This is a genomic window from Pseudooceanicola aquaeponti (genome assembly GCF_050897975.1).
In the GTDB taxonomy this organism is placed as follows: Bacteria; Pseudomonadota; Alphaproteobacteria; order Rhodobacterales; family Rhodobacteraceae; genus Pseudooceanicola.
Window position 1 is genome coordinate 74973 of sequence record NZ_JBPAXY010000008.1, and the last position, 24376, is coordinate 99348.

23 protein-coding genes are annotated in these 24376 nt (G+C 69.1%); 13 read left to right on the forward strand and 10 right to left on the reverse strand.

Annotated elements, in window-relative coordinates:
• The first annotated feature begins 58 nt into the window (after window positions 1–58).
• From ACRARE_RS19380 to ACRARE_RS19420, 9 genes are all read left to right on the forward strand, one after another.
• Complete coding sequence (locus ACRARE_RS19380) at window positions 59–967, forward strand: transporter substrate-binding domain-containing protein (protein ID WP_432658122.1); 909 nt, start codon at window positions 59–61, stop codon at window positions 965–967.
• A 65-nt stretch (window positions 968–1032) separates the two neighbouring features.
• On the forward strand, window positions 1033–2208 hold the full coding sequence (locus ACRARE_RS19385; protein WP_432658123.1) for a CaiB/BaiF CoA transferase family protein: 1176 nt from the start codon (window positions 1033–1035) through the stop codon (window positions 2206–2208).
• Window positions 2205–2975: an enoyl-CoA hydratase/isomerase family protein gene (locus tag ACRARE_RS19390; RefSeq protein ID WP_432658124.1), complete on the forward strand. Its 771-nt coding sequence runs from the start codon at window positions 2205–2207 to the stop codon at window positions 2973–2975. The genes ACRARE_RS19385 and ACRARE_RS19390 overlap by 4 nt, the downstream gene beginning before the upstream one ends.
• Window positions 2968–4089, forward strand: a complete 1122-nt coding sequence (locus ACRARE_RS19395) for an aminotransferase class V-fold PLP-dependent enzyme (protein ID WP_432658125.1) — start codon at window positions 2968–2970, stop codon at window positions 4087–4089. The genes ACRARE_RS19390 and ACRARE_RS19395 overlap by 8 nt, the downstream gene beginning before the upstream one ends.
• Window positions 4086–4481, forward strand: a complete 396-nt coding sequence (locus ACRARE_RS19400) for a PaaI family thioesterase (protein ID WP_432658126.1) — start codon at window positions 4086–4088, stop codon at window positions 4479–4481. Before ACRARE_RS19395 ends, ACRARE_RS19400 begins: the two co-directional genes overlap by 4 nt.
• A 29-nt stretch (window positions 4482–4510) precedes the next feature.
• Complete coding sequence (locus ACRARE_RS19405; protein WP_432658127.1) at window positions 4511–5257, forward strand: helix-turn-helix transcriptional regulator; 747 nt, start codon at window positions 4511–4513, stop codon at window positions 5255–5257.
• Entirely contained in the window at window positions 5254–5643 is a 390-nt protein-coding gene (locus ACRARE_RS19410) for a RidA family protein (protein WP_432658128.1), read from the forward strand. Before ACRARE_RS19405 ends, ACRARE_RS19410 begins: the two co-directional genes overlap by 4 nt.
• Window positions 5640–6602 carry an amino acid ABC transporter permease gene (locus ACRARE_RS19415; RefSeq protein ID WP_432658129.1) on the forward strand — a complete coding sequence of 321 codons (963 nt, stop codon included), beginning with the start codon at window positions 5640–5642 and terminating at the stop codon, window positions 6600–6602. Before ACRARE_RS19410 ends, ACRARE_RS19415 begins: the two co-directional genes overlap by 4 nt.
• A 1-nt stretch (window position 6603) precedes the next feature.
• Window positions 6604–7422, forward strand: a complete 819-nt coding sequence (locus ACRARE_RS19420; RefSeq protein WP_432658130.1) for an amino acid ABC transporter ATP-binding protein — start codon at window positions 6604–6606, stop codon at window positions 7420–7422.
• A gap of 46 nt (window positions 7423–7468) precedes the next feature.
• Here the strand turns inward: ACRARE_RS19420 and ACRARE_RS19425 are convergent, their stop codons facing one another.
• The 9 genes from ACRARE_RS19425 to ACRARE_RS19465 form a co-directional block, all read right to left on the reverse strand.
• Window positions 7469–8569 (reverse strand): NAD(P)/FAD-dependent oxidoreductase, encoded by a 1101-nt coding sequence (locus ACRARE_RS19425; protein ID WP_432658131.1) that lies wholly within the window; start codon window positions 8567–8569, stop codon window positions 7469–7471.
• Window positions 8566–9672, reverse strand: coding sequence for an alpha-hydroxy acid oxidase (locus tag ACRARE_RS19430; protein WP_432658132.1), 1107 nt, complete (start codon window positions 9670–9672; stop codon window positions 8566–8568). The genes ACRARE_RS19425 and ACRARE_RS19430 overlap by 4 nt, the downstream gene beginning before the upstream one ends.
• A 12-nt stretch (window positions 9673–9684) precedes the next feature.
• Window positions 9685–10533 (reverse strand): ATP-binding cassette domain-containing protein, encoded by an 849-nt coding sequence (locus ACRARE_RS19435; protein ID WP_432658133.1) that lies wholly within the window; start codon window positions 10531–10533, stop codon window positions 9685–9687.
• Window positions 10530–11351 (reverse strand): ATP-binding cassette domain-containing protein, encoded by an 822-nt coding sequence (locus tag ACRARE_RS19440; protein ID WP_432658134.1) that lies wholly within the window; start codon window positions 11349–11351, stop codon window positions 10530–10532. The genes ACRARE_RS19435 and ACRARE_RS19440 overlap by 4 nt, the downstream gene beginning before the upstream one ends.
• A gap of 3 nt (window positions 11352–11354) precedes the next feature.
• Complete coding sequence (locus ACRARE_RS19445) at window positions 11355–12269, reverse strand: ABC transporter permease subunit (RefSeq protein WP_432658135.1); 915 nt, start codon at window positions 12267–12269, stop codon at window positions 11355–11357.
• Window positions 12262–13269 carry an ABC transporter permease subunit gene (locus tag ACRARE_RS19450; RefSeq protein ID WP_432658136.1) on the reverse strand — a complete coding sequence of 336 codons (1008 nt, stop codon included), beginning with the start codon at window positions 13267–13269 and terminating at the stop codon, window positions 12262–12264. The genes ACRARE_RS19445 and ACRARE_RS19450 overlap by 8 nt, the downstream gene beginning before the upstream one ends.
• 124 nt (window positions 13270–13393) lie before the next feature.
• Window positions 13394–13744, reverse strand: coding sequence for a RidA family protein (locus ACRARE_RS19455; protein WP_432658137.1), 351 nt, complete (start codon window positions 13742–13744; stop codon window positions 13394–13396).
• A 44-nt stretch (window positions 13745–13788) separates the two neighbouring features.
• Window positions 13789–14892 carry an NAD(P)/FAD-dependent oxidoreductase gene (locus ACRARE_RS19460; RefSeq protein ID WP_432658138.1) on the reverse strand — a complete coding sequence of 368 codons (1104 nt, stop codon included), beginning with the start codon at window positions 14890–14892 and terminating at the stop codon, window positions 13789–13791.
• The gene (locus tag ACRARE_RS19465; RefSeq protein ID WP_432658139.1) at window positions 14889–16499 is read right to left on the reverse strand and encodes an ABC transporter substrate-binding protein; all 1611 of its coding nucleotides are present in this window, start codon (window positions 16497–16499) and stop codon (window positions 14889–14891) included. The genes ACRARE_RS19460 and ACRARE_RS19465 overlap by 4 nt, the downstream gene beginning before the upstream one ends.
• A 163-nt stretch (window positions 16500–16662) precedes the next feature.
• Between ACRARE_RS19465 and ACRARE_RS19470 the strand changes: the two genes are divergently transcribed.
• Both ACRARE_RS19470 and ACRARE_RS19475 read left to right on the forward strand, forming a co-directional pair.
• On the forward strand, window positions 16663–17565 hold the full coding sequence (locus ACRARE_RS19470; protein ID WP_432658140.1) for a LysR substrate-binding domain-containing protein: 903 nt from the start codon (window positions 16663–16665) through the stop codon (window positions 17563–17565).
• Between the two features lie 100 nt (window positions 17566–17665).
• A complete protein-coding gene (locus ACRARE_RS19475; RefSeq protein ID WP_432658141.1) occupies window positions 17666–20428 on the forward strand; it encodes a DUF2339 domain-containing protein in 2763 nt (920 codons plus the stop codon).
• 7 nt (window positions 20429–20435) lie between these two features.
• On the opposite strand, the gene ACRARE_RS19480 is transcribed toward ACRARE_RS19475, so the two are convergent.
• Window positions 20436–21221 carry a DNA-binding transcriptional regulator gene (locus ACRARE_RS19480; protein WP_432658142.1) on the reverse strand — a complete coding sequence of 262 codons (786 nt, stop codon included), beginning with the start codon at window positions 21219–21221 and terminating at the stop codon, window positions 20436–20438.
• Between the two features lie 143 nt (window positions 21222–21364).
• On the opposite strand from ACRARE_RS19480, the gene ACRARE_RS19485 reads away from it, so the two are divergent.
• Window positions 21365–22306, forward strand: a complete 942-nt coding sequence (locus ACRARE_RS19485; RefSeq protein ID WP_432658143.1) for a DUF6282 family protein — start codon at window positions 21365–21367, stop codon at window positions 22304–22306.
• A gap of 43 nt (window positions 22307–22349) precedes the next feature.
• Window positions 22350–24371, forward strand: coding sequence for a TRAP transporter permease (locus tag ACRARE_RS19490; RefSeq protein WP_432658144.1), 2022 nt, complete (start codon window positions 22350–22352; stop codon window positions 24369–24371).
• Window positions 24372–24376 lie beyond the last annotated feature (5 nt).

A 24376-nucleotide genomic window follows, 5' to 3' on the forward strand; every position in this document is an offset into this window, starting at 1 on the left:
AACCAGCGGCCCGCGCCTTTGCGCGCCTCAGCACGTATCCTCACAGGGAGTCCTCGACGTGACCTACAGAACTGCCACTGCCCCCCTCGCCCTTGCCCTGACCCTCAGCACCGCGCTGGTCTCGGCCCCGCTGCACGCCCAGGAACTGACCGACCTGACGCAGCAATCCCAGCTCAGCCCCAGTTTCGAAAAGAACGACGAGATCTTCGCCATGCTGCCCGCCGAGGTGCAGGACAGCGGCAGCCTTGACGTGGCCCTGGCCAACGGCATCGCGCCGGTGAACTTCCCCGGCGACACCGCCGAAGAGGTACGCGGCCTGACCCCCGACCTGGTCTCGGCGCTGGAGCAGATCATGGGCGTCACCTTCGACACCACGGTCTTTCCCAACACGGCCTCGCAGCTGCTGGCGCTGGACTCGGGCCAGATCGACCTGACCGTCTCGACCAATGCCGACAGCGCCGAGCGCCAGGAAAGCTATACCTTCGTCGACTATATCCGCGCCGATAACTCCATCGTCGTGGCCCAGGGCAACCCGCTGGGGATCGAAACCGCCGAGGATGTCTGCGGCAAGACCTATGGCGAGGTGAAGGGCGCCTATTCCATCTTCTCGACCTTCGAGACGGTCTGCACCGAGGCCGGGCTGGAGATCCCGACGCTGTCGGCCTTCGACGATGCCCCCTCGATGATGCTGGCGCTGATCTCGCGCCGGATCGACGCCTACGCAGGCTCGGCCTTCAACACCGTCTACCAGAAGTCCCAGGGCGTGCCCGTCGATGACGTGCCCCTGCCCGAGGCCGGGTTCTTCCTGCTGGGCATGACCGTGGCGAAGGACAACGGCGCCATCGCCGAGGCCACCGCCGCCGCGCTGAACGTGATGGTCGAAAGCGGCTACTACCAGGAGGCCCTGGATCAATGGGGCCTGGGCGCCTCGGCGATCGAGCCCGGCATCAACCTGGCCACCAAGTAAATCCGACCCGGTGGCGCCCCGCCCGCTGACGGCGGGGCGCCCCTCTCTCCAGAAAGGCCCCTCCCTTGTCCGACACCACGACCGCGCCCCTTCAGGGGATCACAATCATCGACTTCTCGCGCCTGATCGCCGGGCCCTGCGCCACCGACCTGCTGGCCAGCCTGGGCGCCCGGGTCATCAAGGTGGAAGGCAAGGAGGGCGACCCGATGCGCCTGACCCGGTCGAAAGAGGCCGGGGGCGGGCCGACCGCGCCGACCTTCGCCGCCTTCAACGTGATGAAGGAAACCATCGCGCTGGACCTGAAGGACCCGGACGACCTGGCCTTTGCCAAACGGCTGTGCCGTAGCGCCGACGTGGTGGTCGAGGCCTTCCGCCCCGGGGTGATGGACCGCCTTGGCCTGGGCGCCGAGGCGCTGCGGGCCGAGAACCCCGGCCTGGTCTATGCGGGCCTGTCGGCCTTCGGCGCCAGCGGCCCGGAACAGGCGCGCGGCGGCGTGGACATCGTGTTGCAGGCCGAAACCGGGCTGATGTCGGTGACCGGCGATGCCGATCAGGAACCCACCAAGGCCGGGGTGCCGATCATCGACGCCGCCTCTGGCGCCCTGCTGAGCGCAGGCATCCTGGCCGCCCTGCTGGGCCGCGCCCGGACCGGCCAAGGCGACACGGTGCGCACCTCGATGCTGGACGTGGGCATCTTCCTGCAAGCGCAGCAATATGCCGAATTCCTGGCCTCGGACATCGTGCCACCACGCGTCGGCAACAAGGCCGCCTATGCCGCGCCCGCCGATGTCTACCCGGTGGCCGACGGCCAGATCGTCCTGTCGGCGCATATCGTGCCCCACTGGAAAAAGCTTTGCGCCATCCTGGGCCACCCCGAGTGGATTGAGGATCCGCGCTTCCTGACCGTCAAGGAACGGGTCGAGAACCGCCCCGCCCTGAACGCCGCCCTGTCCGAGATCCTGATGACCGAAAGCGCCGCCCACTGGCTGGCGCAGTTCGACGCCGCAGGCATCACCGCCGGGCAGGTGAAGGACTACCGCGAGGTCATCGCCACGCCCCAGGTCACGGCCAATGGCGCGGTGGTCGATGCCTCCAACGTCGACGGCTCGCCCCTGCGGATCATCCGCCCGCCGCTGCGCTTTGCCGGCTTCGACGACCGCAGCCTGCCCCGCCAGGTGCGCGCCATCGACGCCGACGGCGCCGCCCTGCGCGCCGAATTCAGCCTGGAGGCGGCCCAATGACCGAGCTTCTGATCGAGATCCGCGACGGCGCGGCCACCGTGACCTTCAACCGCCCCGAACGGCGCAACGCCATGTCCCTGGGCCTGATGCGCAAGCTGGATGCGGCGCTGGACGATCTGGCCCGCGACACCAGCGTGCGCGCGGTGATCCTGACCGGCGCGGGCGACAAGGCCTTTGGCGCCGGGCTGGACATCAAGGAGGCCGCGACCCTAAGCGCGGCCGAGCATGAGGAACAGCACGCCCTTTACGAAGGCACCCAGCAGAAGCTGGCCAGCTACCCCAAGCCGCTGATCGCGGCGATCGAGGGCGTGGCGGCGGGCGGATCGCTGCAAATGGCGCTGCATTGCGACCTGATCGTGGTGGCAGAGGGCGCGCGCATCGGGATGCCCGAGCTGAGCGCCGGGCGCCCCTGCATCATGGGCTCTTTCCTGCTGGCACGCAGCTTTGGCCCCGCCCTGGCGGCGCGGCTGGTGCTGGGCCAGGACTGGATCGGCGCCGCCGAGGCCGAGGCCTGCGGCCTGGCCAGCCGCAGGGCACCCCAGGGCGCGGCGCTGGACGGCGCGCGGGCCTATGCCGCGAAACTGTCCGCCACCGCGCCACAGGCCCTGGCCGCGACGCTGGCCTGGCTGCGCCAGTTGCGCAACGGCGGGGCGCATAGCCTGGGCGATGCCATCGCCTATGCGGACCAGATCCTGCCGGACCTGGCCACCGGCGACGAGGCCATGGCCGCCAGCGCCCGCTTTGCCGGAGGGCGTGGCGATGCGTGATCTGACCGCCCTGCGCGCCGACCTGCCCGCCGTGGCCCGGTTGGGCTATCTGAACACCGGCACCGCAGGCCCGATGCCCGCCCCCGCCGCCTATGCCATGCGCCAGGCGATCACCGAGGACGAGGATCGTGGCCGCATCTCGGGCAAGCGCTTCATGAAGATCGACGAGATGATCACCGCCTGCCGTGCCCGCCTGGCCGCCCTGGTGGGGGCCGCACCCGATCAGGTGGCGCTGACCTCGGGCACCGTCGACGGGCTGTCGCTGGTACTGGAACGCATGACCTTCGCCCCCGGCGCGCGGCTGCTGACCAGCGATCTGGAACATCCCGCCGCCCTGGACCTGCTGGAGGCCTTCGCCGCCCGCCATGGCCTGACGGTCGAGCGCGTGGCGCTGCAAGACGCCCCCGATGCCGAGGTCCGCCCCCGGCTGGAGGCGGCCATGGACCGGCCCGCCATCGCCCTGCTGATGCTCTCCCATGTGGGCTATGCCTGCGGGCGTGTCCTGCCCCTGGCTGAAATCGCCGCCGCCGCGCGGGCCCGCGCCGTACCGCTGCTGGTCGACGGGGCCCAGGCGGCAGGCGCCCTGGCGCTGGACCTGCCTGCCCTGGGCGTCGATTTCTACGCCTGGCCCGGGCAGAAATGGCTGATGGGCCCCGAAGGCGCGGGCGCGCTTTACGTGGCCTCCGAGGCGCGGGCGCTGCTGGCAGGTGCCGGGCCGCTGCCCGAAACCGCCGCCGCCCTTCAGCGCGGCACCCTGGCGAAACCGATCTGGGCCGGGATGGAGGCCGCCCTGGCCTGGCGCGCCGCCCAGGGCAGCGAGGCCGAGCTGACCGCCGCCACCGCCGCCCAGGCCCGCGCCATGCGCGCCGCCCTCGCCGACATCCCCGGCCTCTCCCTTGCCCCCGAGGGCGGACCTTCGGGCCTCGTCTCTCTTGCCATGGCGGGCCGGGAGGCGGGCGCCGTTCTGCGCGCCCTCGGCCAGGCCCGGCTGGCGGCCCGCGACGTTCCCGGCGCCTATCCCGTGCGCCTGTCCTGCGGCTTTTTCACCAGCCCCGAAGAGATCGCCGCCACCGCCCGTACCCTGTCCGAACTCAGCGCCGAGGCCCCCGCATGACCCCGACCCCCGATTTCACCCCCCTGGCCGAGACCATGGGCATCGAGACCGTCGCCGAGGGCGCCAAGACCTATGTCTGCCGGATGCCCGTGGCCCCCAACCGCCAGCCCTTCGGCCTGCTGGCGGGCGGCGCCTCGGCCATGCTGGCGGAAAGCACCGCCTCGCGTGCGGCGGTGCTGCACGCGGCGCAGTTCGGCAAGATCGCCGTCGGTGTCGAGCTGAACGCAAGCCACCATGCCTCGGCCCGCGAGGGCTGGGTCATCGCCACCGCCCGCGCCGCGCACCTTGGCAAGACAAGTGCCTCTTACGAGGTGGTCATCGAGACCGAGTCCGGTAGACGCCTCTGCACGGCCCGCGCATTATGCCTCCTGATCGAGCGTCCGTCGAAATGACGCTGCCCTTTCCGAGCAGGAGAAACCGCATGTCCACCGAGTTGAAATCCCTTCCGCTGCAAGAGCTTCACCCCAATCTGGCGCAGGCCGTCGGCATGGTGTCGGGGCTGGCGGCGACCTTTGGCCCCCGGGCCGAGGTGGTGGTGCATGACCTGTCGCGGGTGCCCAATTCGATCGTCGCCATCGCAGGCGCGCTGACCGGGCGCGACACCGGGGGGCCGACGACCAACTTCCTGCTGGGCAAGATCCGCGCCGAGGATTTCGAGGACAGCCTGAACTACATGTCGACCACCGGCGAGGGGCGCACCCTGCGCTCTTCGACGATGTTCATCCGCGACGGCGAGACTGTGCTGGGCTGCCTGTGCGTGAACATCGACGTGACCGAGTGGAAGCATGTCAGCGCCTTTGCCGAATGGAACCTGTCGGGCACCCATGCCCGCGCCGCCGACCTGCCCCCCCTGGGCATGAGCGAGGGCGAAAGCGGCGAAAGCTATCCGGTGGACGTCGACAGCCTGCGCCGCGAGCTGCTGTCGCGGGCCATCGACGAGATCGGCATCGCGCCCGAGGTGATGCACCGCACCCACAAGATCGCCATCGTCGAGCGGCTGGAAAACGAGGGCTTCTTCATGCTGCGCGAATCCGTGCCGCAGCTGGCCACCGCCCTCTCGGTGACCCGCCACTCGATCTACAACTACCTCAACGAGGTGCGCGCTGCGGCGGGCACCTCGACCTCCTCTTCCTCCTCCTCTCCCCCCTCCCCCAAGGATCCGAAATGACACCCGCCCTGATCGACAGTCCCGAGGCCCCGGCGGCCATCGGCCCCTATTCCCATGCCACGACCTTTGGCGATCTGATCTTCGTCTCGGGCCAGCTGCCCCTCGATCCGGCCAGCGGCGCCCTGGTGGGCGACAGCCCCGCCGCCGAACTGCACCAGGCCCTGGCCAATGCCCGCGCCGTGCTGGCCAGTTCGGGCGCCAGCCTGAACGACGTGCTGAAAACCACCGTCTTTGTCACCGACATGACCGCCTTCGCCGCCATCAACGAGGCCTATGCCGCCTGTTTCGGCGCCCATGCCCCGGCCCGCTCGGTCATCGAGGTTTCGGCCCTGCCCAAGGGCGCCCGCGTCGAGGTCGAGCTGATCGCCTGCCGGAGCGCGGCATGAGCAGCGCGCCCCAGGACGGCCCCATCACCGCCCCGCTGAAACCCCGCCGCCACCCGATCCGCGCCGTGGTTGGCATCCTTGTCATCGGCCTGCTGGTGGATCTGCTGTGGAACATCGCAGCCAACCCCGGCTTCCAGTGGGACGTGGTGGGGCGCTATTTCACCTCGCGCACCATCCTGCTGGGCCTCTGGGCCACGATCTGGCTGACCGCGCTGACCATCGTGCTGGGCTTCGTGCTGGGCACGCTGCTGGCGGTGGCGCGGCTGTCGAAGAACCCGGTGCTGCAAGCGGTCAGTTTCCTGTACGTGTGGTTCTTCCGCTCGGTCCCGCTGCTGGTGCTGATCCTCTTCACCTTCAACGTGGCCTATCTGCTGCCGGAAATCCGCCTGGGCCTGCCCCTGCTGCCGCCCTTCTGGGTGGGCGATACCAACGACCTGATCACCCCCGTCGGCGCCGCCATCCTGGCCCTGACCCTGCACGAAAGCGCCTATGCGGCCGAGATCGTGCGCGGCGGCATCCTCTCGGTGGACCAGGGCCAGTTCGAGGCCGCCTCGGCCCTGGGTATCTCGCGCCGCCGCCAGATGACCCGGATCGTGATCCCCCAGGCCATGCGCTCGATCCTGCCGGCCTTCGGCAACCAGCTGATCGGCCTGCTGAAGGGCACCTCGATGGTCAGCGTCATCGCCGTGGGCGATCTGCTCTACTCGGCCCAGGCGGTCTATAACCGCACCTTCCAGGTGGTGCCGCTCTTGATGGTGGCGACCCTGTGGTACGTGGTGGTGACCACCGTCCTGGCCGTGGTGCAGTATTTCGTCGAACGGCATTTCTCGCGCGGGGCCACCCGCAACAGCGCGGCCCCGATGCGGGCCCGGCTGACCGGCGCCTGGCGCGCCGTCTTCCCCGCCTCTGCCACCCGTCCCGCGCCCGCAGGCGCCACCGAGACCGACCCGGAGACCTGAGATGCTGGACCATACCGCCCCCGACACCATCGCGGAACACACCGCCCAAAGCCCCATCGTCCGCATTCGTGGCCTGCGCAAAAGCTTTGGCACCCATGAGGTGCTCAAGGGCCTAGACCTGGACATCAACCGCGGCGAGGTGGTGGCGCTGATCGGCCCCTCGGGCTCGGGCAAAAGCACCTTCCTGCGCTGCATCAACCGGCTGGAGGTCTTCCAGGAAGGCCGGGTCGAAGTGGACGGCGCGCTGATCGGCTATCGCGAGCGGCGCACCCGCCGCGGGCTGGAACTGCGCGAACTGCCCGAGGCGGGCATCGACCGCCAGCGCGCCGACATCGGCATGGTGTTCCAAAGCTTCAACCTGTTCCCGCATATGACCGTGCTGGAAAACATCGTCGAGGCGCCGATCTCGGTCCGGGGTCAACGCCGCGCCGAGGCCGAGGCCAGCGCCCGGCAGCTGCTGGCGCGGGTCGGCCTGGCCGAGCGCGAAGGTGCCTATCCGAAAGAGCTGTCGGGGGGCCAGCAGCAGCGCGTGGCCATCGCCCGCGCCCTGGCGATGAAACCCAAGCTGATGCTGTTTGACGAGCCGACCTCGGCGCTGGACCCGGAACTGGTGGGCGAGGTTCTGGCGGTGATGGGCGATCTGGCGCAGCAGGGCATGACCATGATCGTTGTGACCCACGAATGGGGCTTTGCCCGGGAACTGGCCGACCGGGTGGTCTTTTTCGAGGGGGGCCATATCGTTGAACAGGGCCCGCCGGAACAGGTCTTCACCGCGCCGAAATCCGAGCGGATGAAAGAGTTCCTGGCCAAGGTCCTGTAGGCACTACGCCCCGCGCCGATCCGGGCGCGGGGCGGCAACGGCCGTTTCAGGCCCCGGGCACATCCATGTAAAAGCGGTCGGGGCGCAGCCCGGCCAGCTCGGGCACGGCCTCGCCGTCCAGAATCTCGCGCGCGGCAAGGTCGGCCCAGATCGGCCCCCAGCCAATGCCACCATGGGAGACGGCGCTGTAATAGCCCGACAACCAGGGCAGCGCGCCGATCACCGGCCCGCCAAAGGGAATGGCGCGGATGCCGATGCGTTCCCGGCTGGGCCGCAGGCCCCTCAGGCCCGGCACCGCGCGGGCCACATCCGCCAGCATGGCCGGGCCATCGGCGCCGTTGTTGCCATGCAGCGCCGTCAGCCCCTCGCCCCGCCAGTGGATCGCCGTGCCCTCGCGCCGATCGGGGCGCAGCAGCCAGCGTTCGCCGTTGATCACATGGCGCGGCAGGTCCGGCGCCCCCGCCCCGGCATAAAGCATCAGGCCCGGCACCAGCTCCATCGGGATGGAGAGCTCGGCCATGGCGGCAATATGGCTGGCCGAGGCGCCGGCGGCATTGACCACCAGATCGGCGTCGACCTGGCGGCCATCGGCCAGGGTCACGCCACGGACGCGCCCGCCCTCGCGGCGCAGCGCGGTAACCGGCTGGCCCAGGTGCAGGGTGCCCCCCGTCAGGCGGAAGACGCGGATCAGCTGTTCGATCATCGCGGGCGCATCCACCCAGCCCGAGCGCAGCTCGAAGGCCACCCTCTCGCCCTCGGGCAGGCGCAACTGCGGTTCGATCCGCGCCAGATCGCCGGTGCCCAGCACCTCGATCTGCGCCCCCGCCTCGGTCGAGCGGGCCACCGCCGCGTCGAAATCGGGCACCGCGCTTTCCACCGTCAGGGTGCCGCACCAGTCAAGCCAGTCTCCCCCCAGCTCTTCCGACAGGCGGTCGAACCGGGCGTTGACCGACAGGCGCAGGGCGCGGCGGCCCGGATCCTCGGCCCAGGCGAGCTGTGGAAAGGAGGACAGCCACGAGAAGGACGCGCCGCTGGTGCCCGCCGCCGGGGCCTGCCCGTCGATCAGCACCACCTCGGCGCCGCGCACCGCCAGACGATGGGCGATATTGGCGCCGATGGCCCCGGCGCCCAGAACCGCAACCTTCATGGCCGCGCCCGGAAGACGGCGGGCGTCAGGTCGGCAACGGTCGAGCAGCCCAGGTGGCCCAACGTGGTCCAGAATTCATCCTTCAGAAGATCCAGCACCCGCTTCACCCCCGCCTCGCCATCGGCGGCCAGGCCCAGGGCACAGGCCCGGCCCAGCAGGACCGCATCAGCGCCAAGGGCCAGCGCGGTGGCAATGTCGGACCCGCGCCGGATGCCGCTGTCGAAGACCACCGTCACGTCGGGGCCGGCCTCGTCGCGCACCTCGGCCAGGGTCGAGATCGAGGCCGGTTCCCGGTCGATGGTGCGCCCGCCGTAGTTCGACACGTAAAGGCCCTGGGCGCCCGCCTTCAGCGCCGCCGTGGCATCGGCCCGGCTGGTCACGCCCTTGACGATGCAGGGCAGCGGCGCGGCGGCAATGACGCGGGCGGCCTGATCCCAGCTCCACCGCGGCCCGGTGAAATCAAGCAGTTCGCGCATCATCGCCGCATCCGACAGCCCCGGACCGAAGTTGGCGGGCTTGCCCGCGCCGGGCATCGAGAAACGGTCTTCCATCATCCGCTCGCGCCACTGGCGGATCGGGGAATAGGTGACGCAGATGTATTCGTAGCCCGCATCCTTGGCGCGGTGCATCATGTCGATGACCTGGCTTTCCTCACCGACGAAGGTCATCTGAAAGACCAGCGCCGCAGGCGAGGCGGCGCGCACCTCTTCCAGCGAATGACCGGCGGCCACCGGCACGAACTGCTTGATCCCCGCCGCATGGGCCGCGCGGCCCACGGCGCACATTCCCTCGGGGTGGAACAGCGTCTCGCCACCGCCAAAGGGCGCGGTGAAGGCCGGGAAGGACAGGTCATGGCCCAGCACCCGGGTCGAGGTGTCGGGGTTCGCCACCCCGGCAAACAGCGGCGCCTCGAAAAGGTAGTCGTCGAAGGCCGCCACATTGGCCCGCGCCGTCACCTCGTCGCCGGTGCCGCAGTGCATGTAGTTCCACACCATGTCCGACAGGTTCTTCCGCGCCGCTGCCCGGATCCCCTGAAGCGAGGCGTATTTCTGCGTCGTGGCATAGCGGTCGTCGCGGCGCACGTCCTTGTCGTCGTCCAGCATCTGGGGCTCCTTTCAGGGGGTCTGTTCGGCGCGTTGCGCGGCGCGGCGTGCCAGCCGGGCGCGGATGGCCTGGGTGTCGGTGGAGGGCGTCGCGGCCAGCAACTGCCGCGTATAGGGGTGCGAGGGGGCGCCGAAGACCGCGTCGCGGGGGCCGCGCTCGACCACCTCGCCCGCCTGCATCACGATCACCTGGTCCGAGATCCGCCGCACCACCGACAGGTCATGACTGATGAAGATGTAGGACAGGGCGAACTCTTGTTGCAGATCGGCCAGCAGGTTCAGCACCTTGGCCTGTACCGACAGGTCCAGCGCCGAGACCGGCTCGTCCAGGATCAGGATGCGCGGGTTGACCATCAGGGCGCGCGCAATGGCGATCCGCTGTCGCTGCCCGCCCGAGAACATATGCGGATAGCGCCCCGCATGGGGCCGTTGCAGGCCCACCCGTTCCAGCATATCGCCCACCTTGCGGCGCCGGTCCTCTGCCGACAGGCCGGTGTTCAGCAACAGCTCTTCGCCCAGGGCATCGCCCACCTTCTGGCGCGGATTGAGAGAGCCGTAGGGGTTCTGGAAGACGATGCGCACCTTGCGCCGCAGTTCTGCCGAGGGGCGGTGGCGGGCGATGTCCACCGCCTGGCCGTCGATGAAAAGCTCGCCCCCCGTGGCCGGGTCGATCAGGGTCAGGATGCGCGCCAAGGTGGACTTGCCGCAGCCCGACTCGCCCACCACCGACAGGGTGGTGCCCTGTTCCAGCGCCAGATCGACCCCCTTCAGCGCGCGCACGGGGGCCGCCTTGCGCAGCAGCCCGCCCCGCCCCGGGTAATCACGGATCAGGCCCTTGGCCTCCAGCACGTAACCGCTCATGAGAAATCCACCCCCGCCAGCGGCCCGCCCGTCGCCCGTTCCGGCAGGGCCGACAGCAGCGCGCGGGTATAGCTGTCCTGCGGCGCCTCGAAGAGGGACAGCACATCGGCCTCTTCCCGTTTCACCCCCTGGTACTGGACGATCACGCGATCGGCGGTTTCGGCCACCACGCCCATGTCGTGGGTGATCATGATCAGACCCATGCCCGAGGCCTCCTGCAATTCGATCAGCAGATCGAGGATCTGTTTCTGGATCGTCACGTCCAGCGCGGTCGTCGGCTCATCCGCGATCAGCAGTTTCGGCGCGCAGGCAATGGCCATGGCGATCATCACCCGCTGGCACTGGCCGCCCGACATCTGGTGCGGATAGGCGCGCAGCTTGCCCACCGGGTCGGGCAGGCCCACGGCCTCCAGCAGGGTCAGGGTGCGGGCCCGGCGGGCGGCGCGGTTCATGCCCTGGTGCTTTTTCAGCACCTCGCCGATTTGCAGGCCCACGGTGAAGGCCGGGTTGAGCGAGGCAATGGGTTCCTGAAAGATCATCGCGATGTCGCGCCCGATGATCCGGCGCCGATCCTTCGGCGACAGGGACAGCAGATCGGTGCCGTCAAAGCGGATCATGTCGGCGGTGACCGTGGCGGTATCGGGCAACAGGCCCATCACCGCCAGCATGGCCACGGATTTGCCAGAACCGCTTTCGCCGACGATGGCCAGCACCTCGCCCGCATCGACATGCAGGTCGATGCCCGAAACCGCCCGCAGCGGCCCGTTGGAGGTGTCGAAGGTGACGGTAAGGTTGCGGATTTCCAGAAGCGTCGTCATCTCTCAGCCCCTTTTCAGGCGCGGGTCGAGCGCGTCGCGCAGCCCGTCGCCGCACAGGTTGATCGCCAGCACGGTGGTCAGGATCGCCAGCCCCGGGAAGGTCACCACCCAGGGGGCGCGCAGGATGAACTCGCGCGCGTCGGCCAGCATGGTGCCCCACTCGGGCGTCGGCGGCTGCGCGCCCAGGCCCAGGAAGCCGAGGGCGGCGGCATCCAGGATCGCGGTCGAGAAGGACAGCGTGCCCTGCACGATCAGCGGCGCCAGGCAGTTGGGCAGGATGGTGCGCAGCATCAGCCGCAGGTTCGAGGCCCCGGCGATGCGGGCGGCCACCACATATTCGCGGGTCTTCTCGTTCATCACGCTGGCCCGGGCCAGACGGGCGAAATGCGGCTGGAGCACCAGGGCGATGGCCACCATCGCATTGGTCAGGCCGGGGCCGAGGATCGCCACCAGCACCAGCGCCAGCAGCAGCGAGGGGAAGGCCAGGATCACGTCCATGATCCGCATGATCACCGTATCCACCCAGCCGCCGAAATAGCCCGAGATCACGCCGATGGTGATCCCGCCGGTCAGGGCGATGGTCACCACCATCAGCCCGATCAGCAGCGAATAGCGGGCGCCGAAGATCAGCCGCGAAAGGATGTCGCGGCCCAGGGCGTCGGTGCCCAGCAGATAGGCCCCCTGCCCCTCGGGCTGCCAGGCGGGCGGCACCAGCAGGGCGTCGCGGTACTGCTGCGTCGGATCATGGGGGGCCAGAAGCGGGGCCAGCAAGGCCACCAGCACCAGCAGCGCAATCACCGCCAGGCCGATCACGGCGCCGCGGTTGCGGCGGAAGTCGGCCCAGAAGGCGCGCAGGGCGTCGCGGGTGGTGCCGCGCTCGGGTTCGTCTGCGGGGGTCAGGGTCGCGGGATCAGCCATGTCGGATCCTCGGGTTGATGACGGCATAAAGCAGATCCACGATCAGGTTCACGATCATCACCACGGCGGCGATGACCAGCAGGCCGCCCTGCACCACCGGGTAGTCGCGTTTCGAGATGGAATCGACGATCCACTTGCCGATGCCCGGCCAGGAGAAGATCGTCTCGGTCAGGATGGCCCCGGCCATGAGCGAGCCGACCTGAAGGCCGATCACGGTGACCACGGGGATCAGCGCGTTGCGCAGCGCATGGCGCCCGACCACCAGCGCGGGCCCCAGCCCCTTGGCCTTGGCGGTGCGCACGAAATCCTCGGAGAGCACCTCCAGCATGGCCGAGCGCGACTGGCGCGCGATGACGGCCGCCGGGATGGTGGCCAGCACCACCGAGGGCAGGATCAGGTGCAGCACGGCCGAGCGGAAGGCCCCCGCCTGCCCCGACAGCAGGCTGTCGATCAGCATGAAGCCGGTGACCTGCGGGAAATAGTACATCAGCGAGATCCGCCCCGAGACCGGCGTCCACCCCAGGGTGCCGGAGAAGAGGATGATCATCAGCAGGCCCCACCAGAAGATCGGCATCGAATAGCCCACCAGGGCCGCCGACATCGAGATCTGCTCGAACCAGCTGCCGCGTTTCACCGCCGCAAGCACCCCCAGGGGCAGGCCGATGCAGACCGCCAGGAGCATGGCGCACAGGCCCAGCTCCATCGTGGCGGGAAAGAAGGTCAGGAAATCTTCGGCCACGGGGCGGTGCGTCACCAGCGAGGTGCCAAGGTCGCCCTGGAAGAGGTCGCCGAGATAGGACAGGTACTGTTGCCACAGCGGGCGGTCGAAGCCGTATTGCGCCATCAGCTGCGCATGGCGTTCCGGCGTCAGGCCGCGTTCGCCGGCCATCAGCATGATCGGATCGCCGGGCAGGACACGGACGAACCCGAAAGCGACGATGGTGATCCCGAAGAAGGTCGGGATCAGAACCGCGAGCTTTCCGAGGAGGTAACGGAACAAGGGGCGTCCTTTCGGGCAAGGCGTTCTGGGGACAAATCCGGGCCGCCACGAAGGGCGAGGCGGCCCGGAAGTCAGCGCGGCAACTGGGGGAGATGGGCCGCGCGGGATCTTCGTCGGGCAGGGGTCAGCCGACCGCAGCGGTCACCACGATCTCGACCAGGCGCTTGGGGTCGCCCAGGTCACAGCCACCGATGGCGGCGCGCGAGGGCATGTCGGCGGCGTCGATCCAGGCCATCCAGGCCTCGTTCATCTGGGCCTTGGCGGTCATGTCCGACAGGTAGACGCGGGCCTGAAGGATCTTCGACTTGTCCGAGCCCAGCTCGGCCAGCAGGGTGTCCAGCTTGGCACAGATCTCTTCGGTCTGGCCCTTCATGTCGAGGTCGAGGTTGGTCGCGGCGTGGCCCGAGCAATAGATCACCCCGTTGTGGACGGAGGCGCCGTGCAGATGCGGGCGGGCGTTGTGGCGTTGGATCATTTGGTCTGTCCGTTCGTTGGTCGTGTATTGGTTTGCTCCCCCGCTCAGGCGGCGGGGGCGTAGGGGGCAAGGGTCACTTCCGGCGTCTCGCCGGTGGCGATGCGGGCCAGCTGGCGGCCCGCGAAGGGGCCAATGGTCAGCCCTGCGGCGCCCAGGCCATTGCCCAGGATCAGCCCCTCGATCCCCGGCACGGGGCCCAGGATGGGGCGGAACTCGGGCGGCGCGGGGCGGAAGCCGATGCGGGTCTCCAGCAGGGTGGCATCCGCCAGGCCCGGGGCGTAGCGCAGCGCGGCGCTCAGCACCTCGTGCTGGCCCTCGCAGGTGACGCGGTAGTCAAAGCCGGAGCCATCCTCGCGGGTGGCGCCGACCACGACGCGGCTGTCGTCGAAGGCCAGCAGGTAGTGGCTGGCCATGGGCAGCAGCACCGACCAGCGCGAGGTATCCGCGCCCTTCATGCCGAAGTGCAGGATCTGCCCGCGCTGCGGCTTCACCGGATGGGTCAGGTCCAGGGGCGCCAGGATCTGGCTGGCCCAGGCGCCCGCGGTGACCACGATCTGGTCCGAGGGGATCTCGCGCCCCTGCCCGTCCAGAACCCGGGCCCTGGTGCCCTCCAGCTCCAGCGTGGCGTAATCGCTGCGGAAGGTGGCGCCCAGGGCCACCGCCGCGCGGACCATGGCGGGGGCCAGCTGGCGGGCGTTCACCCGGGCGCCGCCGGGCACCCAGAAGGCCTTGAAGGCGGGGTTGATCGGCGGAAACTTCGCCTGGGCCTCGGCCGGGGTGATTTCCTCGAAGCCGCCGCTTTCGGGGGCCTCGGCGGTGCGCAGCGCCAGCCGCTCGCCTGCGGCGTCGTACTCCGCCGGATCCTCGGCGGTGACCAGCGCGCCCACCTTGCGGTAGCCCACGTCGCTTTCGCCACGCGCCGCCAGGTCGGTGACCAGCGCGTCATAGTAGGCGGCGCCTGCGGCATACATCTTGTACCACTCCGGCTCATCCGCCTTGGTGGCCCAGGGGCAGACGATGCCTGCCCCCGCCAGGGTCGCCTTGCCCTGGTGTTCCTGGTCGATCACGGTCACCTCATGCCCCGACAGGGCCAGGTGGTAGGCCGTGCTGGCGCCGAGGATCCCGGCGCCAATCACTGTCACTTTCATTCGACGGTCACCCCCGACAGACGGGACGAACCGAAGACGGCGGGCACATAGCCCTGCACCGAGGTATTGACCGCGGTGATCGTATCGGCCCCGCCCAGTACGATGACCGGCACCTCGTCATGCACGATCTGCTGTGCCTCGTGGTAAAGCGCGATCCGCGCGTCCTGGTCGGTGATCGACCCGGCCTCGGTCATGACCGCGTTGAAGCGGTCGTCGCACCAGTTGCCGATGTTCGAGGGCGCAGTCGAGCCGTCGGGCTGGCAGGTCAGGTAGTTGTTGGGGATCTGGCTGGGATCGGGGAAATCGTAGATGCCGCCGAACATGCCCACCTTGGCCTCACCGGCGCGGGCGCGCTGGATGTATTCAGCCCATTCGTAGGTCACGATGGACACGTCCACGCCCACCTCGGCCCAGTCGGCCTGCACGATCTCGGCCGCGCGGCGCCCGTTGGGCATGTAGGGACGCGACACCGGGATGGCCCAGACCTCGGTCTCGAAGCCGTCGGCATAGCCCGCTTCGGCCAGAAGGCGCTTGGCCTCTTCGGGGTCATACTCCCACGGGCCGATGTCCGAGGCAGTGCCCCACAGCGCGGGCGGCACCACGGCGCCGGTCAGATGGCCCATGCCGGAATAGATCACCTCGACGAAGTTCTCCATGTCGATGGCCTGGGCCAGGGCCTGGCGCACCCGCTGATCCTGGAAGGGCTCCTCGGCAAAGTTGAAATGCAGCATCCCGGTCGAGGGCACGGGGGTCTGCACCGCCTCGACGGTCTCCGAGGCCTCGATCGTCTCCTTGTCGGCCAGGTTGGGGTAAAGGCCGATCAGGCATTCGCCCGCCAGCGCCCGTTGCAGGCGCACGGTGGCGTCGCCAGAGATTGCCATGACCACCGCGTCGACCATCGGCGTGCGCAGGTCGTCGCCAAGCGCCGCGCCCCAGGTGTCCGCGAAGGGCAGTAGGCGCACCATGGCGTCGGTCTGATAGGCCTGAAGCTGGAACGGCCCGGTCCCGATGGGCGCCAGGTCCAGCTGTTCGGGCGTGCCCGCGTCCATCATCGCCTGGGCATATTCGGCCGAGGTCATGCCGAGCGAGCCATGGGCCATGGTGCCGATGAAGGCCGCCATCGGCTTGGTCAGGGTGAAGGCGACGGTGTGGTCATCCACCTTTTCAACCGAGGCCAGATTGTCGGCCAGCTTGGCATTGAAGGTCGGGTAGTTGCCGCCCGAGACCGCATAGAAGGGATCTTCGCTGTCCATCATGCGATGGAAGGTGAAGACCACGTCATCGGCGTTGAAGGGCCGCGTGGGGCTGAAGGCCGCGTTCGACTGCCAGGCCACGTCCTGCCGCAGGGTGAAGGTATAGGTCAGCCCGTCCTCGGAGACCTCCCAGCTTTCGGCCAGGGCGGGCTCGATTTCCGAGCCGCCCCGTTCGACCGAGACCAGCCCGTCGTAGATCTGGCCCAGCACATAGGCGGTGGTGCCGTTGCTGGTCAGCTCGGGGTTGAAGGTCTCGGGTGCGCCTTCAAGGCAGACGGTCAGGACCTGGGCCTGGGCCGCAGGCGCCGACAGCGCCAGCGCCGCCGCGCCGCAGAGATATGCGAATTTATTCATTTCAGTACCTTCCTGTATGGCGAATTGGGCAGCCATGGCTTGCTCGGGCGAGCTTTTCCGGATGACGCCATGCGAGCCGTGCCGTAACATGATTGTCAAATCTCTATTTGTCGCGACGTCATAACTAAACCTCATATTGCAGCCCGGACGGAGGCCCCAGCCCGTGAACATCAGACAACTCGAAGCCTTTCACGCGGTGATGGAGACAGGCTCTGTCACCCTGGCCGGGGAACGCCTGGGCATCTCGCAGCCTGCGGTCAGCAAGTTGTTGAAATCCTTTTCGGAAAGCTGTGGTTTCCGGCTGTTCACCCGCAGCGGCGGGCGGATGCTGCCGACCTCGGATGCACAGCTTCTGGCCTCCGAGGTGTCGCGGCTGTTCTCGGGCACGGACCGGATCCAGAAACTGGCCCGCGCGGTGCGGGATCGCGAGTGGGGCGAGGTGACGATTGCCGCGCCGCCCGCCCTGTCTGCCCGTTTTCTGGCCCACGCCCTGGGCCCGCTGATGGCGAAACAGACCAAGATGCACATCTCGATCGCCAGCCATTCCAGCCCCCGGGTTGCCGAGCTGGTCGAGGGTCAGCAGATCGACATCGGCCTGACGGTGCAGCCCTTCGAACATCCCAACGTGAAATCCGAGCTGGCCATGCGCTTTGCCATGATCTGCGCCCTGCCCGCCGGGCACCGGCTGGCGGAAAAGCGGCTGATCCGGGTCGAGGATCTGAAGGACGAGCCCTTTGTCGGGCTGGCGCGGGACGACTGCTCGATCATGACCATCGACCGGGCGTTTCAGCTGCGCGGGGTGCAGAAACGGTCCATCGTCGAGGTGCCGATGTCGGAAACCGCCTGCGATTTCGTCGCCGGGGGCGCGGGGGTGTCCATCGTGCCGCCCTTCGTCGGGCTGGGCTATGGCGAGGACAAGCTGGTGCGCCGCCCGGTGGTGCCGCTGACGACGATGAACGTCTGGATCCTGCTGCCCGCCTCGCGCCCGCCCTCGCTGGCCACCGAACGGGTGGTCGAGGTGCTGCGCGATCACCTGAAGCGCTATGATGTGGACCAGACCGACTAGGCGCCGCGCCGCGCGCGCCGCCCGGGGCGCGTTGACCCGGCAAGACCCGCCTGTATGGTCGGTCGAACCGTGGGTCCCGTAGCAACTGGGGGGTGATCTGATGATCGGATTGGGCATCGCGCTTTTGGCCGCCATTCCGCTGGCGCTGATCGGCCTGACCCTTTGGGCGCGGCACCAGGGCCGCAGGCTGCGCGCGCTGGAAGAGCAGATGCAGGCGCTGCGGGCCGAGCTGGCGGCGCAGCGCCCGGGCGCCACGCCCGCCGCCCGGGGCATCGCGGCAGAGACACCCGCCGCCAAAGCCGCCCCCGGCCCCTGGCAGAGTACAGGCAAGGCGAAGACCCCGGCGCCGCCCGTCCCCCCGGCAAAGCCGCAGGCGCCACCCCGCGAGGGCCCGCCGCGGGCGGTGGTCTTCCGGCGCGAGAAGCTGGCGGCGCTTGGCCAATGGCTCCAGCTGAACTGGATCTACCTTGTCTCGGCGGTGTCGCTGGCCACCGCCGGCGTCTTTCTGGTGCAATACGGGGTGGAAAGCGGCCTGCTGTCGCCCCGCGCCCGGATCTGGGCCGCACTGGCCTTCGGCCTGTGCCTGGTCGGCGCGGGGGAATACCTGCGGCGACGCTGGGGGGACGAGGGCGCGGTGGCCACGGCCTATCTGCCCTCGGTCTTCTCCTCGGCCGGGATCGTCACCCTGTTTGCCGCCATCCTGGCCGCCCGGCACCTGTACCAGATCCTCGGGTCGGGCACGGCTCTGGCCGGGCTGGTGGCCACGGCGCTGCTGGCGGTGGTGCTGGGCTGGTTCTCGGGGCCGCTGCTGGCGGCGGTCGGCCTGCTGGGCGCCATGGCGGCGCCGCTGGTGGTGGGCGGGCAAAGCGATGCGCCAGAATTGTTCTACGGCTATTTCGGGGTCGTCACCCTGGCGGGCCTGCTGATCGACACGATCCGACGCTGGGCCTGGGTCAGCGTGCTGTCGCTGGGCGCGGGACTGGGGGCGGCCTGGATGCTGTACCTGGGGATCGGCCAGGGCGTCTGGCTGATCTGCCTCTGCGCGGCGCTGGCGCTGGCGGCAATCGCCGTTCCGGCCCGCAGCCTGCTGGCCCCGGCCCAGGGCGGCACGGCGGTCCTTCAGACCCTGCGCCCCGCGCGCCCCGCCAGCTGGCCCGAGTTCCCCACCAACCTGGCGGCGGGCAGCCTGGTGGCCGCCACCGCCGCGATCACGCTGGTCTCGGGTGACAGCGCCGCCACCTTCTGGGGCGCCTGCCTGGCGCTGACGGGCCTCTTTGCGGCCCTCGCCCTCTGGGCCTGGCGCGCGCCCGCGCTGGAGGATCTGGCGGCCCTGCCCGGGGTGGCCCTTCTGGCGCTGCCGGTCTTGCAGGCGCAGGGCGGCGGTGCGGTCTTCCGCGCCTTCCGCAGCCAGCTGCCCCCCGGCCCCGAGACCTCGATCACGCTGGAGGCCTCCTGGCTGGTCGGGGCCGCCGTCCTGGTCAGCCTGCTGGCGGCGCGGCGCAGTTTCCTGGCCCCGCGCTGGCCCCTGGCCTGGGCCGCCGGAGCGGCGCTGGCGGCGCCGCTGATGATGCTGGTGCTGGAGGTCTTCTGGCAGCCCGTCACGGTGCTGGGCCGCTACCCCTGGGCGCTACATGCGGCGGCGATCGCCCTGGGGCTGGGGCTGCTGGCGGAACGCTTCGCCCGGGCCGACGGCGGGCCGGGACTGCGCTGCGCGCTGGCGACGCTGGCGGCGCTGACGATGATCTGCTTCGCCCTGGTCGTCATGCTGAGTCAGGTGGCCCTGACCCTGGCCCTGGCGGTGACGGTTCTGGCCGCAGCCGCGCTGGACCGGCGGTTCGACATGGCGCCGCTGATGTGGTTCGTGAAACTGGGCGCGGTTGTGGTCAGCTGGCGGCTGGTGATCGACCCCGGCCTGGGCTGGGCCCTGACCGCCCCCTGGGTCGAGCTGGTCGCGGGCTTTGCCGGGGCGCTGGCAGCCCTGCTGGCCACCCTGGTCCTGCTGCGCAAACGCGCGCGGGTCGCGGCCCGGATCACCACCGAAAGCGTCGCGGCCACCCTGGCCGCGGTCTTTGCCAGCGTGCTGATCCACCGCACCATCGAGGCCCTGGCCCCGAACGCCACCGATCCGTCGCACTGGTCGGTCAGCCTGATCGGGCTGGTCTGGTTCCTGGCCGCCGCCAACCTGATCTGGCGGCAGCGCGCGGGCGGGCCGCTGCGCTGGCTGCGCCGAGTGATGACCGTCAGCTATCTGCTGGTCGGCGCCGTCTTCCTGGGGCTGGCCCTGACCCTGTTCCACCCGATGGGCCCCTTCGGCAGCAAGGTGCTGGGGCCGGTGCTGGCCAACACGCTTTTCGTGGCCTACGGGCTGCCCGCGCTGCTCTTCGCCGTCATGGCGCAGCGCTTCGACCATCTGGCGCGGCCCTGGCGGCGGGTCCTGGGCATCGCCGCCGCCGCCCTGGCCTGCCAATGGCTGGGCCTGGCGATCCGTCACCTGTGGCGCGGCCCGGATCTGGACGTGGCCGGAGTGACCCAGCCCGAGCTTTACACCTATACCGTGGCCCTGCTGCTGATCGGGGCGGGGCTGCTGTATCGCGCCATCGCCCGCCGCTCGGTCGCGCTGCGCCGCCTGGCGATGAGCGTGATCGCCCTGACCGTGGCCAAGGTCTTCCTGGTCGATGCCTCGGGGCTGACCGGGCTGATCCGCGTCTTCTCTTTCCTGGCCCTGGGGCTGTCGCTGGCGGGTCTGGCCTTCCTCAACCGCTGGGCGGCGGGGCGCGCCGGACCGGCCGAGGCCAAAGCCGAGACGGAGCCGGAGCCGGAGCCAGAGGCGACAAAGCCGACCGACCCGCGCGATCCCTGGTAAGGCAGGCCTAGTCGCCGCCGGTGGCCTTGGCCAGCCGCTCCAGATCCACGGTGATTTCCGCCGAGGCCTTCTTCAGCAGCGGCGCATAGCGCGCCGTGGCGGTGCGCACGCTGGGAAAGGCCGAGCGGAAATAGGTCATGCCGAGGCTGGCGATCACCCGCCCCGCCGGGCTGAAGACCGGCACGGCGATGGTATCGGAATTCTTCGGCAGCACCTCTTCGGGGCGGGTGGCATAGCCCTGGGCGCGCACCTCCTCGACCATCGCGGCGACCTTGGCAGGCGCTCGGGCCACCCGATCCTCGGGGTCGTCGGACCGTTGCAGGATCGAGACGATCAGATCCTGTTCATCCTGCGGCGCGAAGGCGAAATAGGCCCGCCCCAGCCCCCGGGTGAGGATCGGCAGGCGCATGTTCACCGTGCGGTGAAAGGGTGAGATGGCACTGTCGGGAATGGTCGAGAAGCGCACGATGATCGAGGCATTCTCGTAAAGCGCGATCGAGATCGGCCACTGGTGCTGCCGGGTCAGGGCCACCGCCCAGGGGCGGCCCGCCTCCACCACCATGGGTTCCTTGTGATAGCCCCCCGACAGCGAGGCGACCTGCGCCGTCACCTGATAGCCGCCCAGACGCGGGTCGTTGTCGACATAGCCCTTTTCCTCGAGCGTCTGAAGGATCCGCACCAGCGTCGGCTTCGGCAGCCCGGTGGCGCGGTGCAGCTCGGCGATGGTCGAAACCGGGTGCCGGTTCAACTCTTCCAGCACGTCCAGAACGCGCTCGATGGCCCTGATCCCCATGCCGCCTCCATTTCGCCTGTCGAAACGCCCCTATCCATACGTTGAGGGTGCCCGGTGTCAACGTAAGTGTCGCAGGCACAGCGGGCCCAAGGGTCCGACGTTTGCCAGACGCGGCCAAAGACGGCCAGACAAGGGAGGTCCCGATGGGAACCGAAGAGCGGCGCGCCCGGGTGCGCGAGATGATTTCCGGAATTGAGGCGCAGCGCGTGGATGCGCTGATGCAGGGGGCGGTGGATCTGCACGTGCATTCCGGCCCCTCGATCATGGACCGTCAGGTGGACCACTTCCAGGCCGTGGAACAGGCCGCCGCCGCCGGCATGAAGGGGATCCTGTTCAAGGATCACCACTATTCCGTGTCGCCGATCATCCCGATCATGGAACGCACCCTGGGCCATCTGGACGTCGCCATGTTCGGCGGTCTGGTGCTGAACAATTCCACTGGCGGCTTCAACCCGGCGGTCGTCGACTCGATCCTGAAGCACGGCGCGCGGATGATCTGGATGCCGACGGCCCATTCCGCCAACCACATCCGCACCAATTTCCGCAAGACCCGCCTGGCCGCCAAGGTGCAGCTGCGGGCGCCGAAACTGCTGACGGTGCTGGACGATCACGGCACCATCATCGACCCGGTGAAGGAAATCCTGGACAGCATCGCCGAGTCCGACGCCATCCTGTCCTCGGGGCACCTGCATGTCTGGGAAATCTGGAAGCTGTTCGAAGAGGCCAAGGCCCGCGGCGTGAAGCGGCTGATCGTCAACCACCCGATGTACGGTCTGCATTTCACCCATGACGACATCCGCGAGATCGCCGAGACCTACGGCGCGCTGATCGAGCAATCGGCCTGCCTTTACATCGACAGCCGGTTCAACGTCTTCGAACCCGAAGAGCTGGCCGCCGACATCCGCGCGGCAGGCGTCGCCAACAGTTCGATCGGCTCGGACCTGGGCCAGGTGGACAACCCCACCCCGGTAGAGGGGATGCGCCAGGCCATCGCGCTGTGCCTGGCCCTGGGCTTCACCGATGACGAGGTGCGCCAACTTGTGCGGGACAACCCGTCGCGACTGGTGGATATTCCGCTGAACTGAGCGGGATTTCCGCGCAGCAGCCCGTGGGACATGGGAGGACAGAATGGACAAGACGCAAGAACAGCCCGGCGCGGCAGAGCCCCAGGCAGGTGAACAGGCGGCGGTGATCGGGGAACCGGGACCGCGCGCCCTTTTCGGAGCGGCGAAATGGTTCGTGCGGCTGGCGGCGGTGCTGATGCTGGTGCTGGCGGTGAACCAGACGTTCAACCTGGGCTTCCTGGTCGGTTACACGCTGGTCGACATGCGGTTCTACTACGCGATCCTGGCGCTGGCGCTGGCGGTGGCGTTCCTGGTCTACCCGGCCACGGGCCGCTCGGCTGACGGGCGGGTCGCCTGGTACGACTGGCTGCTGTCGGGCGGGACGCTGGTGGTCTGCGCCTACTTCTTCGCCAATGCGATGAACATCACCCTGCGCGGCTGGGAAATGGCGCCGCCGGAAACGGCGGTCTGGTTCTCTTATGCGCTGTGGATCCTGGTGCTGGAGGCGGGCCGCCGGGCCGGTGGCCTGCCGCTGGCACTGATCGTCGGCGTGATGTCCCTCTACCCGCTTTATACCGAGATGCTGCCGACCGCGATCTCGGGTTTCGGCAGCCCGGCCCCCTATGCGGCGGCCTATCACGCCATGGGCTCGGAAAGTATCCTCGGCATCCCGCTGCGTACCTTCGCGGGGCTGATCATCGGCTTCATCGTCTTCGGCGCGGCGCTGCAACAGACCGGCGCCGGGGCCTTCTTCATGAACCTGTCCTTCGCCCTGCTGGGCCGGGTGCGGGGCGGGCCCGCCAAGGTGGCGATCTTCTCGTCCGGGCTGATGGGGTCGATGTCGGGCTCGGTCATCACCAACGTGCTGACCACCGGAGTGATGACCATCCCCGCCATGCGCCGCACCGGCTTTCGCGGCACCTTTGCCGCCGGGGTCGAGACCTGCGCCTCGACCGGGGGCACCCTGATGCCGCCGGTGATGGGGGCAACCGCCTTCGTCATGGCCAGCTTCATGAACGTGCCCTATGGCACGGTGGCCCTGGCGGCCATCATCCCCTCGGCCCTCTACTTCTTCGGCCTCTTCGTGCAGATCGACGCCATGGCCGGCAAGGAGGACATCAAGGGGATGCCCGCCGAGGAACTGCCCTCGCTGCGCCAGACCCTGAAGGAGGGCTGGTATTACATCTTCGTCTTCGCCCTGCTGATCTACATGCTGCTGGTGATGCGCCGCGAGGCCCTGGCGCCCTACTATGCCACCCCGCTGCTGATCCTGCTGAACCAGGCCCTGTCCAAGAAGCACCGCTGGGGCCGCAAGGAACTGGGCGAGTTCATCGACAGCCTGGGGATGCTCTTTGCCAACCTGGTGGCGATCCTGGCCGCCGTGGGGATGATCGTCGGCGCCCTGTCGATGACCGGCGTCGCCGCGACCCTGGTGAACGACCTGCTACGGCTGGCGGACGGCTCTGCCATCTTCCTGCTGGTGATGGGGGCGCTGACCGGGTTGATCCTGGGGGTCGGCATGACCTCGACCGCCGCCTATATCTTCCTGGCCATCCTGCTGGCGCCCGCGCTGGTGCAGGTCGGGCTGAACCCGATGGCGGTGCATATGTTCATCTTCTACTGGGGGATGCTGTCCTTCATCACGCCCCCCGTGGCCCTTGGCGCCTTTGCCGCCGCCTCGATCGCCAAGACGCCGCCGATGCAGACCGGCTTCGAGGCGATGCGGATCGGCTCCGTCATCTACTTCATCCCCTTCTTCTTCGCCTTCCAGCCCGCGCTGGTGCTGCAAGGGACGGCGTTGCAGGTGGTGATCTCGACCTCGCTGGCGGTGGTGGGCATCGCGCTCTTCGCCTGTTCGGTGCAGGGCTATGTGCCCCTGGTCGGGCGGCTGTTCTCGGGGCGGGCCTATGCCTTCCCGCTGCGGCTGCTGCTGTTCCTGTCGGCGGTGGCCATCGCCCTGCCCGCCACCATCATCCCGGGGATGAGCGACTTTGACCTGGTGCTGGCGGCAGCCGTGGTGGCCCTGCCGATCCTGGCCCTGGCCAGCTGGCAGAACCGCCGCGCCGCCCCGGTCAAGATCCACTGAGAGGC

What these genes read in the sequence shown, in the direction of transcription:
- ACRARE_RS19415 (WP_432658129.1), top strand. Translation starts at nt 5,640, where the DNA reads ATGAGCAGCGCGCCCCAGGACGGCCCCATCACCGCCCCGCTGAAACCC.
- ACRARE_RS19425 (WP_432658131.1), bottom strand. Translation starts at nt 8,569, where the DNA reads ATGAAGGTTGCGGTTCTGGGCGCCGGGGCCATCGGCGCCAATATCGCC.
- ACRARE_RS19390 (WP_432658124.1), top strand. Translation starts at nt 2,205, where the DNA reads ATGACCGAGCTTCTGATCGAGATCCGCGACGGCGCGGCCACCGTGACC.
- ACRARE_RS19435 (WP_432658133.1), bottom strand. Translation starts at nt 10,533, where the DNA reads ATGAGCGGTTACGTGCTGGAGGCCAAGGGCCTGATCCGTGATTACCCG.
- ACRARE_RS19395 (WP_432658125.1), top strand. Translation starts at nt 2,968, where the DNA reads ATGCGTGATCTGACCGCCCTGCGCGCCGACCTGCCCGCCGTGGCCCGG.
- ACRARE_RS19405 (WP_432658127.1), top strand. Translation starts at nt 4,511, where the DNA reads ATGTCCACCGAGTTGAAATCCCTTCCGCTGCAAGAGCTTCACCCCAAT.
- ACRARE_RS19490 (WP_432658144.1), top strand. Translation starts at nt 22,350, where the DNA reads ATGGACAAGACGCAAGAACAGCCCGGCGCGGCAGAGCCCCAGGCAGGT.
- ACRARE_RS19475 (WP_432658141.1), top strand. Translation starts at nt 17,666, where the DNA reads ATGATCGGATTGGGCATCGCGCTTTTGGCCGCCATTCCGCTGGCGCTG.
- ACRARE_RS19460 (WP_432658138.1), bottom strand. Translation starts at nt 14,892, where the DNA reads ATGAAAGTGACAGTGATTGGCGCCGGGATCCTCGGCGCCAGCACGGCC.
- ACRARE_RS19455 (WP_432658137.1), bottom strand. Translation starts at nt 13,744, where the DNA reads ATGATCCAACGCCACAACGCCCGCCCGCATCTGCACGGCGCCTCCGTC.
- ACRARE_RS19400 (WP_432658126.1), top strand. Translation starts at nt 4,086, where the DNA reads ATGACCCCGACCCCCGATTTCACCCCCCTGGCCGAGACCATGGGCATC.
- ACRARE_RS19440 (WP_432658134.1), bottom strand. Translation starts at nt 11,351, where the DNA reads ATGACGACGCTTCTGGAAATCCGCAACCTTACCGTCACCTTCGACACC.
- ACRARE_RS19430 (WP_432658132.1), bottom strand. Translation starts at nt 9,672, where the DNA reads ATGCTGGACGACGACAAGGACGTGCGCCGCGACGACCGCTATGCCACG.
- ACRARE_RS19480 (WP_432658142.1), bottom strand. Translation starts at nt 21,221, where the DNA reads ATGGGGATCAGGGCCATCGAGCGCGTTCTGGACGTGCTGGAAGAGTTG.
- ACRARE_RS19445 (WP_432658135.1), bottom strand. Translation starts at nt 12,269, where the DNA reads ATGGCTGATCCCGCGACCCTGACCCCCGCAGACGAACCCGAGCGCGGC.
- ACRARE_RS19485 (WP_432658143.1), top strand. Translation starts at nt 21,365, where the DNA reads ATGGGAACCGAAGAGCGGCGCGCCCGGGTGCGCGAGATGATTTCCGGA.
- ACRARE_RS19420 (WP_432658130.1), top strand. Translation starts at nt 6,604, where the DNA reads ATGCTGGACCATACCGCCCCCGACACCATCGCGGAACACACCGCCCAA.
- ACRARE_RS19410 (WP_432658128.1), top strand. Translation starts at nt 5,254, where the DNA reads ATGACACCCGCCCTGATCGACAGTCCCGAGGCCCCGGCGGCCATCGGC.
- ACRARE_RS19465 (WP_432658139.1), bottom strand. Translation starts at nt 16,499, where the DNA reads ATGAATAAATTCGCATATCTCTGCGGCGCGGCGGCGCTGGCGCTGTCG.